Here is a 16,115-nt window from a genome sequence, read left to right on the forward strand (position 1 = left end):
GCGGAGATTCCTTGTTCCAGTGCGAAGCGGAAGGTGATGCCGCGGCTACATGCCGCGGAACAGGCTCATGTACGGCTGGCTGACGGTCAGGACCTCGTCGCGGTGACGCAGCTTCAGCCGGCCCTTGCCGGTGTCGTCGCGCACCACCGAGGCCACCGCCTTGAGGTTGACGATGGTGGAGCGGTGGATCTGTCGGAACGCGGCCGGATCGAGCACGTCCAGCAACTCGCGCAGGGAGGTGCGCAGCACCGCCTCGCCATCGCGGGTGAGCACCGTGGTGTACTTGCTGTCGGCCTGGAAATACAACACGTCGTCGAGCAGGATCAGCCGCGTTTCGCGGCCGCTGCTGGCGGTGACCCAGGCCAGCGGCGGCGGCGCCGATGGGGCGACTGGGCGCTGCTGCAGGCGCTGCAACAGCGCATCGAGCACCGCCGGATCCGGTCCCTGCGCCGCCCGCGCCTGCAGCCGCTGCACCGTGGCCTGCAGGCGTTCGCGCACGATCGGCTTGAGCAGGTAGTCCACCGCGCCGTGTTCGAACGCATCGATGGCGTACTGGTCGTAGGCGGTGACGAACACCACCTGCGTGTGTGGACTCAGTTCCCCCAGCGCGCGCGCCACCTCGATGCCGCTCAGCCCGGGCATGCGGATGTCCAGGAACGCCACCTGCGGGCGCAACTCCGCCAGCCGCTCCAGCGCGCTGGCGCCGTCCTCGCACTCGGCGACGATGCGCAGCTGCGGCCACACCTCGCCCAGCAGCGCGACCAGTGCGTCGCGCAGCAGGGTTTCGTCCTCGGCGACGATCGCGTCAGTCATGCTGCGCTCCCATGGCCATCGGCACCGGCAATGGCGGTGGCGGCGCCCCAACCGGCCACGGCAGGGTGATGGTGGCGGCCACGCCGCTGGGGAAGTTGGAGACGATGGCGAAGCTCGCCGTGCCGGCGTAGGTCAGGCGCAACCGCTCACGCAGATTCTTCAGGCCGATGCCGGTGCCGCTGGACTGGGTGTTGAAGCCCAGGCCGTCGTCGGCCACGGTCAGGGTGACGTGGTCGTCGACCACGCGCGCCATGATCCAGATGGTGCCGCCGCCGGGCTTGGGTTCCAGGCCATGCTTGATCGCGTTCTCCACCAGCGTCTGCAACATCATCGACGGCAGCGGCAGCGTCTTCATCGTCTCCGGCACCTGTACCTGCAGTTGCAGGCGTGCACCCATGCGGATGCGCAGGATCTCCAGATAGGCCTGGGTCCGCTCCAGCTCGTCGCCGAGCGAACTCATCGCGTCCTCGGCGCTGGGCAGCGAGCGTCGCAGATATTGGATGAGATAGCCCAGCATCAGGTCGGCGCGCGGCGGGTCGGTGCGCGCCAGCACCTGCGCACTGGCCAGGGTGTTGTAGAGGAAATGCGGCTCGACCTGCGCGTGCAGCAGATTCAGCCGCGCCACGGTCAGCTCCTGCGCGGTGGCGGCCTGCGCGGCGGCAGCTTGCTCGTCGCGGCGCAGCTCGGCCACGCGCCGCGTCAGCGCGCGGCCCAAGGCCTCGGCGTTCTCGTAGTTGCTGCCTTCGTCGACCGCGAACAGGTCGATCCAGGCGCTGGCATCGGGCTCCAGCAGCAAGGTCAGGCTGCTGGTGCCGGTGCCCGGGGTCACCGTCGCCAGCACCTGGTTGCGCTTGACCGCGAAACGCGCGACCAGGTTCCAGCGCGACGGCCGTCGGCCGTTGTACGGATCGATGCGGCGCACCTTGGCGCGCACCTGCAGGCTGTCCAGCGTGCTTTCGACCTCCTCCACCCGCGGCAGCTCGCGCACCGCCGCATCCAGCAGCGCGAACGCTTCGCGGGTGTCCAGCGGAATCTCGATCTGGCGTCGCTGGCGGCTGGCCAGGGTCTCCCAGTCCAGGCGCCCGGCGATCAGCCAGACCCGGCGCAGGTGGGTAATGCCGGCAATCAGCGCCGACAGCATCAGCAGCATCGCCAACAGGCCGAAGAACCAGCCCGGCGGTCTGGACATGGCGTAGAACAGTCCGCTCCAGACGAAGCCGGCGACGACCACCGCCACGGCCCAGGCGCACAACAGACGGACGATGAAGAACAGGCTGGCGAGCATGGCGGCCGGGGACCGGAAGAGGTGCCAGCGAGCATAGCCGCCGCAGCCGGCGGCGCCAGCGCGCTGCGACGAAACCGCACGAACGTGGAGCGGAGACAGGAATTCGGCGTGCCAACCGCTGCCCGCCCGGCGCTGCAGCCGCTGCCCGCGCACTGCCGGGATGGCGATCCGCGATGGACGGCGTCGGGACTCGAAGCGACCATCGCCCGCGCGACGCACAGGCCTCCTGAGCGGCAGCGGCTCGTATGGTCGGCCAGACCGGCGCGCGCCGCCTGCCAGGATCGCTCACCGCCTGGCGGCGCAGCTTCGTTCTAGACTCTATGTCCGACCAGGGGAAACCAGGATGCGCCAGCAGCACGTCCCACGCCGCGCCATGACGATGCTCGCCCAACGCGGAGCGCCGGCGGCAGTCGCGCCCGGCCCGGCCGCCGCGCGCACGCAGGATCGGCACTGCGGCGCCAGCCCCGCTGTGTGTGGCGCGCGATCGTGGTTCCGATGCACGTAATTCTGGCGACGGAATCGATCCGGTATCCGCTGACCGGCGTCGGCCGCTACACGCAGGAACTGGCCACGCAGTTGGCGGCCTTGCCGCAGATCGATTCGCTGCGCTTCCTGCACGGCCGGCGCCTGCGCAACGACCTGCCAGCGCCGGGCCCGGCACCGACGCTGGTGCCGTGGCTGCGCGACCGGCTGTCGGGCATCCAGCCGGCCGTCGACATCTACCGGCGGATAAACAACGCAGCCAAGGCGCGCGCGCTGCGCGGACAGGCGCCGGCCCTGTTCCATGGCTGCAACTACTACCTGCCGGCGTTCGACGGCCCCTGCGTCGCCACCTTCCACGACGTCTCGATCTATCGCTGGGCCGAGTGCCAGCGCGCCGACCGGGTGCGCTACATGCGCAAGGAACTCGCGCTGTCCCTGCGCCGCGCGCAACTGATCCTGACCGTCTCGGAATTCTCGCGGCGCGAGATCGCCGCGCAGTTCGACTGGCCGCTGGCGCGCATCCGCGCCATCCCGCTGGCCGGCAACGCGGCCTTCCGCCCGCATCGCACCGAGGAGTTGCAGGCGCCGCTGCAGGCGCGGGGCCTGCAGGCCGATGGCTATTCGCTGTTCCTGGGGACGATCGAGCCGCGCAAGAACCTGCAGACGCTGCTGCAGGCCTATGCCGCGCTGCCGGCGGCGCTGCGCACGCGCTGGCCGCTGGTGGTGGCCGGCCATCCGGGCTGGCACAGCGAGGCGCTGCACCAGCGCATGGCGCAGGCGCAACGCGACGGCTGGCTGCGCTACCTGGGTTACGTGGAGGAGGCCAGCCTGCCGGCGCTGGTCGCCGGTGCGCGGCTGTTCGTGTTCCCGTCGCTCTACGAGGGATTCGGCCTGCCGGTGCTGGAGGCGATGGGCAGCGGCACACCGGTGCTGTGTTCCAATGCGGCGGCGCTGCCCGAGGTCGCCGGCGACGCGGCCGCACTGTTCGATCCCGGCGATGCGGACGGTCTGGTCGGCTTGCTCGCGCGCGGCCTGGACGATGCGGCCTGGCGCGCGACGCTGAGCGCGGCCGGGCGCCGTCGTGCTGCCGAGTTCGACTGGCGTACGTGCGCCGAGCGCACTGTCGACGCCTACCGCGACGCGATGCGCGCATGAATCACGGAGCCCCGGGCTGATGCGCGTCCTGCATGTCTACAAGACCGCCCTGCCCGACTCCATCGGCGGGATCGAGCGGGTGGTGCATACGCTGGCGCAGCAGGCGCAGGCACGCGGGATCGACAGTGAGGTCCTGGCGCTTTGCGATGATGCCGCGCAGGCCGGCACCCGCCTCCATGCGGGCTACACGCTGCATCGGCTGCGCCGCATCGCCGAGTTCGCTTCGATGCCGGTCTCGCTCGGCCTGGTGCGGCGCTACGCGCAACTGGCGCGCCGCGCGGACCTGATCCATTACCACTTCCCGTGGCCGTTCATGGACGCGCTGCACTTCGCCGCCTCGGCAGGCACCCCCTCGGTGCTCACCTACCATTCGGACATCGTGCGGCAACGGCAGCTGTTGCGCCTGTACCGACCGCTGCAGCGGCGCTTTCTGCGCAGCGTCGACCGCATCGTCGCCACTTCGCCGAACTACCTGGCCAGCAGCGCGGTCCTGGCGGAACACCGCGCCAAGGTCAGCGTCATTCCCATCGGTCTGGATGCCGCGCCGCAACACGCAGCATCGACGCAGCGGATGCAGGCCTGGCGCACTCGCCTGGGTCCGCGCTTCCTGCTGTTCGTCGGGGTGCTGCGCTACTACAAAGGCGTGCGCTTTCTGCTGGAGGCCGCACACGGGCTGCAGATCCCGATCGCGATCGTCGGCGATGGCCCGGAAGCGTCCGCCTTGCGCGCGCAGGCGCAGGCGCTGGGCCTGCCCCACGTGCAGTTCCTCGGCACGGTGGACGAGGCCGACAAGCACGCCCTGCTCGCCGCCTGCGACGCGCTGGTGTTCCCGTCGCATCTGCGTTCCGAAGCCTTCGGCCTTTCCCTGCTGGAAGCGGCGATGCACGCCAAGCCGATGATTTCCTGCGAGATCGGCACCGGTACCAGCTTCGTCAACATCGATGGCGAAACCGGTCTGGTGGTGCCGCCGGCCGATCCGGTGGCCTTGCGCGACGCGATGCGCTATCTATGGGACCATCCACGCATCGCCGCGGCCTTCGGGGGGCACGCGGAAGCGCGATACCGGCGGTTGTTCACCGCCGACGGCATGACCGACGCCTATCTGGCACTTTACCGCAGTGTCTGCGGGGCGCGCGGGGCAGAAGACAGGGAATGGGGATGAGGAGCAGCTTGGGGACGCACGGAAACAAGGCAATGCAGTCGCGCAGCGCGCGGAGCGAACGCGCATGAGACTGCTGGGCAGGCCACTGCCGCGGACGGCGGCAGCGGGCATGGTCGGCGATGCGATGGCGCTGGCGGCGACGCTGCTGAAGGTGGCCGATGCGGCGGTGGTGATCGGTAGCGGCCTGCTGGCCTATGCCCTGCGCGTGGGCCAGGCGAACCTGCCCGAGGCGCCACGTTATCCGTATGCGCTGCTGGCTGGCGCCACGCTGACGCTGCTGGTGTTCTCGCAATTGGCGCTGTACCGCAGCTGGCGCCTGGCGCTGCCGACGATGATGCTGGGCCGGTTGCTGCTCGGCTGGGGCGTGGTGCTGGGCGTGCTCGCGTCGCTGAGTTTCCTGAGCAAGACCGGCCCCAGTTTCTCGCGCTTGTGGTTTCTGTACTGGGCGGTGATCGGCGCGTGCAGCCTGATCGGGGTGCGCCTGGCCGCGGATCGTCTGCTGCGCTGGCTGCACCGACATGGCATCGGCACACGTCGAATCGCGGTGCTGGGTCCGCCGGAGCGGGTCGAACAGGTCGGCGCGCGGATCAGCCAGGGGCCATGGTCCGGACTGCAATGGGTGCCTTCACCGGCGATGATCCGCAACGGCGACCTTGCGGCACTGCCGCAATGGCTGGATCTGCAGGGCATTGCCGAAGTGTGGCTGACCTGGCCCATGCGCGAGGAAGCGCTGATCCGCGAGAGCATGCGCCGCCTCGACGCCAGCAGCGTGGACGTGCGCTGGATCCCGGACATTTTCGCCTTCGGCATGATTCACCACGGCATCGCCGAGGTGGCGGGAATGCCGCTGCTGGAGCTGTCGGTGCGGCCGCTGTCGCGCACCGCGCAATGGCTCAAGGACGCCACCGACAAACTGCTGGCCGCGCTGATCCTGCTGCTGAGCAGCCCGCTGCTGCTGGCGCTGGCGCTGGGCGTCAAGTTGTCCGGGCCGGGGCCGGTGCTGTTCCGGCAGACGCGGCACGGCTGGGACGGTCAACCATTCGAATTGTGGAAGTTCCGCAGCATGCGTCTGCACGACGCCGACGCTGCCGCGCCGCAGACCCAGCGCGGCGATCCGCGGGTGACCCGGTTCGGCGCCTTCATGCGCCGCACCAGCCTGGACGAGCTGCCGCAGTTCTTCAATGTGCTGCAGGGGCGCATGTCCATCGTCGGACCGCGTCCGCATGCACTGGCGCACAACGCGCAGTACCAGGACCTGGTGCCGAACTACCTGCAACGCCACCGGGTCAAGCCCGGCATCACCGGCTGGGCGCAGGTGAACGGGCTGCGCGGCGAGACCGACACAGTGGAGAAGATGCGCAAGCGCATCGACTACGACCTGTACTACATCCAGCACTGGTCGCTGTGGCTGGACCTGAGCATCATCGCGCAGACCGGCGTGATCGTGCTGTTCGACCGCGACGCTTATTGACCGCAGGACCGGGGGAGTCCGAATCCGATGCATATCAGCTACGTTCTCGGCACCCGCCCGGAGATCATCAAGCTGGCCTCGCTGATCGCGGCCAGCGAGCGCGACGGCCTGCGCTTCTCGATCGTGCATACCAACCAGCACTACGCCGAAAAGATGGACCGCATCTTCTTCGACGAACTGGAACTGCCGCGCGCCCACTACAACCTCGGGATCGGCTCGGCGTCGCACGCCACCCAGATCGGCCGCATGCTGTGCGGCATCGAACCGGTACTGGAACGTATCCGCCCGGACGTGGTGGTGGTGCAGGGCGATACCAACAGCGCGCTGGCCGGCGCCATGGCCGCCAACAAGCTCGGCATCGCGGTGGCGCACGTGGAGGCGGGCCTGCGCAGCCGCGACCGCAGCATGCCGGAGGAAGTGAACCGGGTCCTGATCGACCATATGTCCGATCACCTGTTCTGCCCGACCCCGCTGCAGGCGCAGATCCTGCGCGAGGAAGGCCTGGCGCCGGCGAGCATCCGGGTCACCGGCAACACGGTGGCGGATGCGACGCTGGCGCACGCGCGCACCGCGCTACGGCGGTCGGACATCCTGCAGCGGTTGGGACTGCGTGAGGGCGCCTACCACCTGCTGACCTGCCACCGGCGCTCCAACACCGACGATCCGCAGCATTTCGCCGCGCTGATGCAGGCGGTGGCGGCGATCTCCGAGGACGCCGGCGTGCCGCTGGTGTTCCCGATGCATCCGCGCCTGTCGAGCATGGGCGATGCCGCCTCGGCGCGGCATCGCTGCCTGCGCGCGATCGGGCCGGTCGGCTATCTGGACATGCTGGCGCTGCAACAGGGCGCATCGCTGATCATGACCGACAGCGGCGGCATCCAGGAGGAGGCCTGCATCCTGCAGCGCAAGTGCCTGGTGCTGCGCACCAACACCGAACGGCCGGAAACCCTGCAGGTCGGCGGGGCGGAACTGCCGTTGAGCCTGGACGCGCCCGGTCTGCGCGTGGCCGCCGACGCGCTGCTGGCGCGCGAGGTGGCATGGCGCAACCCGTTCGGCGACGGCCATGCCTATCGCGACGTGCTCGACACCCTGTTGACCAGCACCCAGGCCGGGCAACGCTTCTCGGCACGCGCGCCGCTGCGTCAGGCCGCGCGCTGACGGCCCGATTCGGGCGATCGCGTGGAAGCGCACATGAGGGCGTACTGCGTCGCCACCGCCAGCGCCGCATGCAGCGAGAACGCATAGAACTGCAGGTAGAAGTCGAACACACCCAGGCCGAGCAGCAACACGCCCCACAGCAGCGCCCAGGCGCGCATTCGCATCTGCCGCAGCAACGGCGACCACAAGGCCACCAGCAAGCCCAGGCACGCCAGCAGCCCGCACAGCCCGGTTTCCGACAGCACCGCCAGCAGCAGGTTGTGCGCATGCAGTTCGCCGCGATCGAAGCGTCCACCGGTGTAGTCCGGCACCAGGAACTGGAAGACCCCGGCCCCCAGCCCGAACCACGGGTGGCTGCGCCAGGCCTCGAACGCGCCGGCCCACAGATAGGTCCGCCCCAGCGACACCGCGGTGAGCGTGCTTTCGTGCACCGCACTGGTCATGTCCGCATAGCGCTGCCACAGCACGAAGCCGGCCAGCCCCGACAACCCCAGCAGCGCCGCGACGGCCGCGTTGCGACGCACGCGCGACGCGCCGCGCCGCGGCCACGCCCACCACAGCAGCAGCGCACCGACCGGCAACAGCGGATTGCGCACCTGGGTCAGCGCCAGCGCCAGCACGGCACCCAGCAGCGCCATGACCAGCGCGACGCGTCCCAACGCGCCGCTACGCCACAACTGCAGGACCAGCGTGGCCACCACCACCGCGCTCGCCGCCAGCAGCGCCGGATGTTCGTACATGCCGGAGATCCGCGGCAGGTACTTGAAACTGTCCTCGGCGTGGAAGGCCAGGGACACGCGCAGCGCCGGCGGCCAGTGCAGGCGCACCGCCAGCCCCAGGGCCAGGTTCCACCACAGCGCAATCAATGCCGCCAGCGTCGCCGCACGCGGCCAGCGCGGGCAGGCGAGCGCGAGATTGAGCATGGCCCACAGCGCCAGCAAGGCGGTGGCGTAGCGCACGGCGAACTTGAACGCCAACTCCGGATATCCCGATGCCAGCACCGACGCAACCAGTGCCGCCAGGCATGCCAGGATCGCCAGCAACGGCGCGCGCAGGATCGCCGGCACGCCATGCCGCCACAGCGCCCAGACCGCCACGCTCAGCACGAAGGCGCGAATCGCCATCGAGCCCAGCGACAGCCCCACGCCGAAGTAACGTCCGGTCAGCACCACCTGCTGCAGGCAGAACAGCAGATACACGCCCAGGCATGCCGCGACCGCCAGCGGCTGCGGCGCGCGCGCGCGCGCGCCAATAGCGGACGCGCCCGTCGCCGATGCGCTCATGCCGGTTCGCGGATCGCCGCGCGTGCGCGATAACTCCGGCTCAGGCGCGCACGCAGCAGCAGGAGCAGATACAGGAAGTTGGTGCGGACGTAACGCCAGCCAAGGCGACGCGGCTCCAACGCCAGCCGGAACAGCCACTCCATGCCGAACCGCTGCATCAACAGCGGCGCGCGCGGCAGCATGCCGGACAGCACATCGAAGGATCCGCCCACGCCCATCGCCACCGCCACGCCCAGGTCGGACCAGTGACGCTGCAGGAACAGTTCCTTCTTCGGCGAGCTGATGCCGATGAACAGGTAGCGTGCGCCGGAGGCGCGAATTGCGGCGACCACCTGCGGCACCTCGGCCTCGCCGAAGTAGCCGTCGCGGGCGCCGACGATTTGCAGCCCTGCCGCGGCCGCACGCAGGCGCTCGGCCGCGGCCGCCACCACCGCCGGCCGCGCGCCGAGCAGATACACGCCGTCGCCGGCCTGCGCGGCCTGCGCGCACAGGTCCTGCATCAGATCGATACCGGCGCGGCGCGGCGGCGGCTCCACGCCCATCCAGCGCAGGCCGATGCTGATGCCGCTGCCGTCGATATGCACCAGTTCGGCCTCCTCCAGCGCCTCGCGCAACGGCGCCTGCGCGCGCGCATCGATCAGCTTGGCCACGTTCAGGCCCTCGATCCGCAGCGGCGCGCCGCCGGAGGCGGCGGTCTGTGCCCGTTGCAGCAGCTCGGCAGGCGCAAGCAGATCCAGCGGGCAATCGAAGAAACGCAGACGCGGCGGACTGGGGTTCAAGGGACAGACTCCTCGGGGATCAATGCATCGTACAGCGCCAGTACCTGCGGCCGAATGCCTTCCCAAGTGAAGCCGGCACGCACCGAGGCCACCACCTGCGGCGCAACGCGTTGCCGGCGCAGCGCCGCCACCCGCGACGCCAGCGCCGCAACATCGCCCAGCGGATACAGCGCATCCTGCAAACCCAGCGGCTGCAGGATCGCGCGATTGCCGGGGATGTCGCTGGCCAACACCCGACAACCGAGCAGCAGCATTTCGATCAACACCGTCGGCATGCCTTCCACCGCCGACGGCAGCACGAATGCATCGGCGCGCGCCGCCATCGCCGCGACCTCGGTGTCGGCGACGAACCCATGGAAGCGCACGCGTGCGGCCACGCCGTGTGCATGCGCGCAGGCCTCCAACCGGGCGCGATCGGGTCCACGCCCGACCAGATGCAGCACCGCCGCGTCCATCCCCTGCTGCGCCAGCAGCGCGATCGCATCGTGCAGGCGTTTCACCGCATCCAGGCGGCCGACCGAGAGCAAGGCCGGCGCGCCTGCCAGCGTGGCGGCCTCGAACGGAGCCGCTGGCAGTTCGGCGGCCAGGACCGCATTGGGCAGCAGCAGCGCGTGCGTGGCCGGCATCCGCCGTGCCTGCAGGTAGTCGCGCCAGTAGGCCGACAGCAGCACCACGCGATCGGCGCGGCGCAGCAGCGGACGTTCCACCAGCGCATCCCAGACGCGCTTGCGCAGGCGCTTGCCCAGGCTGGGCGCATCGTCGTAGTAGCAGTGCGGCGTGTACACCACGCGCTTGCCGCGGCAGCGCGCCAGCAGCGCCGCCAGCGCCGCGATCGGCGTGCGTGCGCCGTGCACGTGCACGACATCGGCCCAGCCGATCTGCGGCCACAACCCGGCCGCGGCGACGCGGACCGTGGCGTAGTCGGGCCGGCCGGAATCTTCCGCCGCAGGCGCCGCCACCCGCACCGCGTGTCCGGCCTGCGCCGCCAGCACCGCCAGGCCATGGATGTGCCGGGCCACGCCGCCGCCGCCGCGCAGCGGCGCAAAATCCTTGTACACGTGCAGGATGCGCACGACTCAGGCCTCCGCCGCAGCGCCCGACGGCGGCAGCGCGGGGGTGTGCGTCTGGACTGGACGTGCCCGCCTCCGGCACTGCCGCAACACGCCGCCGAGCAATAGCCAGAAGCCGCCCGCACCGGACACGGTCAAGGCGTTGTCCGAGGACACCAGCGTGGTCATCATGCCGCACAGCAGCCAGAAGCTGGCCAGGGCCAGGCGATCGTCGTCCTGGCGGTAGGTGCGCCACAGGGTCCGCAGGCACCAGCCGAGGAAGCCGAGGAACAGCAGTGCCGCCGGCACGCCCATCTGATAGGCGATGCTGAAGATCGCGCCTTCGCCGCCGCCGAGATCGGTCAGCCCCTGCCGCGCGGCGAGGGCGCCCTGGCGTCCGATTCCGCCGCCGAACAACGCGACCTGATGCAGGTCGGCCAGATTGCGCTGCAGCGCCCACCAGTGGCCGATGGTGGACCCGTCACGAAAGTTCACCGACATCACCACGATGCCGTAGGAGGCCACCACGATCGCCAACCCAACCGCGCCGGCCAGCACGATCCGCGCCGACGCCGAGCGCACCAGGCCGCGCCCGGTCAGCAGATAGCCGAGCACGGCGACGATGCCGGCCAGCATCGCGCCACGGGTGCCGGACATCCAGATCCCCGCGAACAGCCCGGCACAGGCCAGCAGTGCCCGCCACGGCCAGCGCCGCGGCCACAGCGCCAACGCCGCCAGCGCCGCGGTCACCAGGAACTGGCCCTGCGCCAACGGTGCGGCGAGCAGTCCCCCGGCGCGGCGCGCATAGTCTTCGCCGCCCACGAAATTCCACGGCAACCCGGTCTCCGGGTCGGTGTCCTGCGGCATCACGCCCTTGACCTGTTGCAGGTAGTCCGGCAAGCGCACCTGCCTCACCCAGAAGTCGGTATGGGTCAGATCCCACACGCCGAACAGCGCGCTGGCCAGGCCCAGCCAGGCCAGGGCGCGCGTGGCGGCGCGCAGATCGCGCGGCTGCGGCATGGCGCCGTAACCGGCCAACAGGAACAGGATCGGGACCATCACCACGCCGAACGATCCCACGACGATGCCGGCCGGCAGCCCATGCGCATAGCCGAGCGGCGCGTACGCGGCCGCCAACGCGCCGAACACCAGCACCGACAGCAGCATCGGCCGCGGCATGCGCGCGGTCAGCAGGCACAGCGCGGCCAGCCCCAGGACCGTGGCGTCGCGCAGTGGCCGCAGCCAGGTCGCCTGCGGCAACGCGCCGCCGGCGTACAGCCAGGCCACCAGCAGATCGCCGAGATGGATCCACAGGATCAGCAGCACCAGCCCCAGCCTCCTCAGCCGGCTCACGCCATCGCTCCCAGGCGCTGCGGCCAGTGCGGGTCGCTGGCGAAGGTCTGGCGCAGCCACTGCGCCTGCTGCGCGAGCAGGCGCCGGCGTGCCGACGGGTCCGCACACAGTTGGCCGATCAACGCGCACAGCGCGGAGGCATCAGCGACCTGCGTCGACGGGCGCCCGACCGCCAGCGCATCCAGCGACTGCGTCGCCGGCCAGGCCAGGCCGATCACGTAATGGCCACGGCAGGCGGCCTGCAGCAAGGCAGTGGAGCAGAAACCGATCACGATCGCCGGCGCCGCGGCAGCATCCAGCAACGCATGCGGTGGGCGCCGGCAACGGGTCGCCAGCGCGGCGGCGGCATATGGATGGCCGCCGCGCACCTCCTCCGGATGCAGCAGGATCTGCAACGCGGGGCCGTCGCACTGTGCCAGGGCCTGCGCCAGGGCCAGGAAGTCCGCCGCGAGCGGACGGCCATAGATCGGGGTGTGTGTCTGCGACACCAGGCACAGCGCCGCCGGCAACGGCGCGTCGTCGGCACGCTCGGCCGCTGCAGCGGTCGGCAACAACGCCGGGCCATAGCCGAGTGCCTGCGGCGCCACCCCATGCTGCGCGAACACCTGTGCGCTGCTCGGCCCCCACAGCAGGTGCCGCTGCGCGCGCACCGGGAAGAACTCGTCGGTGGGCAGGCCATGCTGCACGCACACGCTGCGCCAGCCGGTGCCTGCGGCCTGTTGCGCGGCGACCGCGTACAGGTCGAAGTCGTTGTGCAGCAGCAGCGTCGCTTCACCGCGCGCGGTCAGGGTGCGTGCCCAGGCGCCACGCCACAGGCGCTGCCGGAACACGCAGCAGCGCACCAGCCAGGGCGACAACGGTGGCGCGCCTGCGGCGGTCTGCCGCAATCGCCAGGCACCGGCGGCGTGGCGCCAGGCGGCCGCTGCCGGGCGAGCGGGCGGGTCGCCGGCGACGCGCCTGCGCAGGCGCGGATGGATCAGCACGCTGCAGGCGATGCCGCGCTGCGCCAGGTCGGCCACGCACGGCGCCAGCGCAGCCCAGCCGTTGGCGCCGGGCAGGGTGACCAGCGCCACCCAGGCGGCCAACGGTGCCGGCGCGCGTGGCAGGCGCCAGCACAGCCAGGCATCGCGCACCGTCGCCAGCAATGCCCGCACCACCGCGCCGCGCCCACGCCTGGCGAGAAAATAGAGTTCGTGGCGCGCCGCCGCGGCCTCCTCGCCATAGTGCGCATGCAGCGCCTGCTGGAAGTCAGCGAAGCGCATCGCGCGTCGCCTCCCGCACGTGCCGGCGTCCGCGCCAGCGTTGCACTTCGCCGGGCAGGCCGGGGCCGAACGCACGCACGATCACGCGCTTGAGCGCGCGTCGCAGACGATCGCGCAGGCCCCAGCCCACGCTGTCCAGCCGTGCGTCGAGCAGGCGCACTTCCTCGGCGCTGGCGCCCGCCAGTGGCGTGGCGCAGGGATGCGGCGGCCGCCGTAGTTGCACCCACAGATTGTCGGCCAGCACGCCGCCGGCCGGATGCGCCCCGCACTGCACCACCTCCAGCCCGGCGCTCAGCGCCAAGCGCTGCAGCACGGGGCCAGAGAAATAGCTCAGATGCGCCGGATGCACGTAATTGCGCGAGCGCCAATCGCCCATCACGTCCGGCACTTCGATCCAGGCATGTCCGCCTGGCGCCAGGATCCGCGTCAGCGTGTGCAGGAAACCGCGCGGATCGGGCAGATGCTCCAGCACGTGGAACGCCACCACTGCGTCGACGCTGGCGTCCGCCACCGCCTGCAGATCCGGCACGAACGCCACGCGCGCGTCGCCGAGCAGCCGTGCACGATGTTCCAGGTCGGGTTCGATCGCCCACAGCGCCAGGTCCGGACGCGCTGCCGCAGCGACGCCGAGGAAGGCACCGAAACCCGAGCCCATTTCCAGCAGCCGGGCACCGTTCGCAAGTTGCGGCGCGATCCACTGCAGCCGTCGCTGCGCGATCGGCCGATCGCCGCGCCAGGCGAAGAAGCGCGCTTCGCTGCGCCAGGGCGATTCGGCCGGGAACAGCCGCCGGTAGTCGTGCGCATAGAAACGCGCCAGGGTGTCCTCGGTGAAGTCCGGCGCCAGATAGGCCAGCGCGCAATGCCCGCACCGGCGCAATTCCTGGCCGGTGTCGGCATAGACCTCGGGCCACACCGCGCGTTGCAGCGTGGTGGCGCCGCAACAGCGGCACACGCCCGCGTCGGCCGCCAGTTCCATCGGCACACGCCCTGGCCTAGCCATAGATGCTCCGGTACCACAGCGCCACGGAGACGGCGAACCACAGCGTGCTGTGCGCCTCGCCACGCTGCCACTGGCTGCGCAACGCCGCCAGGTCGAGAAATTCGCCCAGCTCCGGCGGCAATGTCGCCAGGATCGGCTGCAGCGGCATGCGATCGACCAGGAACTGCTCGGCATGGCCGAAGCCGGTGCTCTTGCGCTGGCCGACCAGGCGCTGCGGCAAGATGCCGGCGAACGCCTGCCGCAGCAGCGCCTTGCCATGGTAGTCGCCCATCCGACGCTGCGCCGGCGTGGCCAGCGCGCGTTCCACCACCCGGTAATCCAGGAATGGCGCGCGCACCTCCACCCCGGAGTGCATGCTGTTGCGATCGGTCATGCGCAGGATCATCGGCAGGTTGGTCGTCAGCACGTCGGCGCGCAGGCGCGCCTGCACATCGCCGCGGCGATCGGCCTGCAACACGGCCAGACGTGACGCCTGGTCGTGCCACAGCGCCGCCGACATGCTGGCCACGCTCGGCCGCTGCCGCCGCAGCAATGCCCCGAGCGGACCGGCCGGCAGATCCCAGGCCAGGCGGTTGAGCAACAACCTCGGATCCACCGCGCCGCTGCCGAGCAGGCGCACCAGCGTCGGCAGGCGCAGCGCGTGCAGCGCGCTGCGCGCGCTCAACGCCAGGTACAGGCGGACGTAGCCGCCGAACAACTCGTCTGCGCCCTCGCCGTTGAGCACGACCGTGTAGCCGGCGTCGCGGACGGCCCGGTACATGCGGAAACTGGCCAGGATCGACGGCGTGCAGAACGGCTCTTCCTGCACGCGCACCAGCTCCAGCAACTCGTCTTCGGCCGGGATCGCATGCGCGCGGTGCACGCGGTGGCGCGCCGCCTCGCCCCATTCGGCCATCAACCCCGACGCGGCCGCGACCTCGTCGAAGCGCGCCTGCTCGGCGTCGCGGTAGCCGTAGGTGTAGGCGCCGGCGAAGCAGGTGCGCGGCGCATGCGTCGCGCTCAGGCTGAGCCGGGTCAGAATCGCGCTGTCCAGCCCACCCGACAGCAGCGTCACCGTCGGCACGTCCGAGCGCAGGCGCAGCCGCGTGGCGTCTTCCAGCAGCGCCCGCGTCGCCTCGTCGTCGAGCGGCGCCACCTCGCCCGGGAGCGGCCAGCGATGGTAGCGGTGGCGACGGCTGTGGCCGTCCGCCGAGACGCGGTAGACCCAGCCGGGTGGCACCGCACGGATGCCGGCATAGAACGTCTCGCCGCGATGGTCGGACAGGCCGGCGACGAGGAAATCGAAGATCGCACCGGGATTGGGCGGCGGATAGCCGCCCAGCGCCGCGGCGATGGCGCGGATCTCGCTGGCCAGCAGCAACTGCCGGCCGTCGTGATGCAGGTACAGCGGCTTCACCCCGAGCCGGTCGCGACAATAGATCAGATCGCCGCTGGCCTGCTCCAGCAGCACGATCGCCCACATGCCGTTGCAGCGCGCGAACAGGTCTTCGCCCCAGGCGCGCCAGCCATGCAGCAGGACCTCGGTGTCGCTGTCGGTACGGAAGCGATGGCCGAGCGCTTCCAGTTCGCGGCGCAGTTCCAGGAAGTTGTAGATCTCGCCGTTGAACACCACCGCGTTGCCGGTGTCGGCACAGCGCATCGGCTGCGTCGCCGCCTCGCTCAGGTCGAGGATGGCCAGGCGGCGGTGGCCCAGCGCGGTCGGCACGGGCTGCTGCTCACACAGTAGTCCCTGCGCATCCGGACCACGCCGGGCCAAGGCGGCCAACGCGCGTTCGGCCTGCGCCTGCAGCGCTGCGCCGTCGCCGAAATTGCGCAACGCGACTATGCCGCACATGCGCGCCTCCTTGCCCCTACGCTGCGGC

Annotated in this window: 13 protein-coding genes; 4 read left to right on the plus strand and 9 right to left on the minus strand. The window is 70.8% G+C overall.

The genetic code is table 11. The annotated features are described in order from the left end of the window. Nucleotides 1–45: 45 nt before the first annotated feature. Nucleotides 46–813, minus strand: a complete 768-nt coding sequence (locus GGR66_RS17415) for a LytTR family DNA-binding domain-containing protein (protein WP_160968192.1) — start codon at nucleotides 811–813, stop codon at nucleotides 46–48. After that, nucleotides 806–2,098: a histidine kinase gene (locus tag GGR66_RS17420; RefSeq protein WP_160968194.1), complete on the minus strand. Its 1,293-nt coding sequence runs from the start codon at nucleotides 2,096–2,098 to the stop codon at nucleotides 806–808. Before GGR66_RS17420 ends, GGR66_RS17415 begins: the two co-directional genes overlap by 8 nt. A gap of 495 nt (nucleotides 2,099–2,593) precedes the next feature. Between GGR66_RS17420 and GGR66_RS17425 the strand changes: the two genes are divergently transcribed. From GGR66_RS17425 to wecB, 4 genes are all read left to right on the plus strand, one after another. Continuing rightward, complete coding sequence (locus GGR66_RS17425) at nucleotides 2,594–3,736, plus strand: glycosyltransferase family 1 protein (protein WP_184449416.1); 1,143 nt, start codon at nucleotides 2,594–2,596, stop codon at nucleotides 3,734–3,736. Nucleotides 3,737–3,755: 19 nt separating this feature from the next. Beyond that, nucleotides 3,756–4,898 carry a glycosyltransferase gene (locus tag GGR66_RS17430; RefSeq protein ID WP_184449418.1) on the plus strand — a complete coding sequence of 381 codons (1,143 nt, stop codon included), beginning with the start codon at nucleotides 3,756–3,758 and terminating at the stop codon, nucleotides 4,896–4,898. Between the two features lie 64 nt (nucleotides 4,899–4,962). Beyond that, nucleotides 4,963–6,369 (plus strand): undecaprenyl-phosphate glucose phosphotransferase, encoded by a 1,407-nt coding sequence (locus GGR66_RS17435; RefSeq protein ID WP_255421759.1) that lies wholly within the window; start codon nucleotides 4,963–4,965, stop codon nucleotides 6,367–6,369. Between the two features lie 27 nt (nucleotides 6,370–6,396). Then, on the plus strand, nucleotides 6,397–7,527 hold the full coding sequence (gene wecB / locus GGR66_RS17440; protein ID WP_160968198.1) for a UDP-N-acetylglucosamine 2-epimerase (non-hydrolyzing): 1,131 nt from the start codon (nucleotides 6,397–6,399) through the stop codon (nucleotides 7,525–7,527). Here wecB and GGR66_RS17445 read toward each other — a convergent pair. Genes GGR66_RS17445 through asnB form a run of 7 tightly spaced genes read right to left on the minus strand, consistent with a single transcriptional unit; the run spans nucleotide 7,512 to nucleotide 16,087 of the window. Then, nucleotides 7,512–8,810 (minus strand): O-antigen ligase family protein, encoded by a 1,299-nt coding sequence (locus tag GGR66_RS17445; protein ID WP_184449420.1) that lies wholly within the window; start codon nucleotides 8,808–8,810, stop codon nucleotides 7,512–7,514. The genes wecB and GGR66_RS17445 overlap by 16 nt on opposite strands. Then, nucleotides 8,807–9,589: a WecB/TagA/CpsF family glycosyltransferase gene (locus tag GGR66_RS17450; RefSeq protein WP_255421760.1), complete on the minus strand. Its 783-nt coding sequence runs from the start codon at nucleotides 9,587–9,589 to the stop codon at nucleotides 8,807–8,809. The genes GGR66_RS17445 and GGR66_RS17450 overlap by 4 nt, the downstream gene beginning before the upstream one ends. Beyond that, complete coding sequence (locus GGR66_RS17455; protein WP_184449422.1) at nucleotides 9,586–10,662, minus strand: glycosyltransferase family 4 protein; 1,077 nt, start codon at nucleotides 10,660–10,662, stop codon at nucleotides 9,586–9,588. The genes GGR66_RS17450 and GGR66_RS17455 overlap by 4 nt, the downstream gene beginning before the upstream one ends. 3 nt (nucleotides 10,663–10,665) lie before the next feature. Next, nucleotides 10,666–11,991 carry a hypothetical protein gene (locus tag GGR66_RS17460; RefSeq protein ID WP_326521057.1) on the minus strand — a complete coding sequence of 442 codons (1,326 nt, stop codon included), beginning with the start codon at nucleotides 11,989–11,991 and terminating at the stop codon, nucleotides 10,666–10,668. Next, entirely contained in the window at nucleotides 11,988–13,253 is a 1,266-nt protein-coding gene (locus GGR66_RS17465; protein ID WP_184449424.1) for a hypothetical protein, read from the minus strand. The genes GGR66_RS17460 and GGR66_RS17465 overlap by 4 nt, the downstream gene beginning before the upstream one ends. Then, on the minus strand, nucleotides 13,240–14,229 hold the full coding sequence (locus tag GGR66_RS17470; protein WP_184449426.1) for a class I SAM-dependent methyltransferase: 990 nt from the start codon (nucleotides 14,227–14,229) through the stop codon (nucleotides 13,240–13,242). Before GGR66_RS17470 ends, GGR66_RS17465 begins: the two co-directional genes overlap by 14 nt. A 16-nt stretch (nucleotides 14,230–14,245) precedes the next feature. Then, nucleotides 14,246–16,087 (minus strand): asparagine synthase (glutamine-hydrolyzing), encoded by a 1,842-nt coding sequence (gene asnB / locus GGR66_RS17475; protein ID WP_184449428.1) that lies wholly within the window; start codon nucleotides 16,085–16,087, stop codon nucleotides 14,246–14,248. Between the last annotated feature and the right edge of the window lie 28 nt (nucleotides 16,088–16,115).

The organism is Xanthomonas sp. 3498 (assembly GCF_014199795.1).
Classification (GTDB): Bacteria; Pseudomonadota; Gammaproteobacteria; order Xanthomonadales; family Xanthomonadaceae; genus Xanthomonas_A; species Xanthomonas_A rydalmerensis.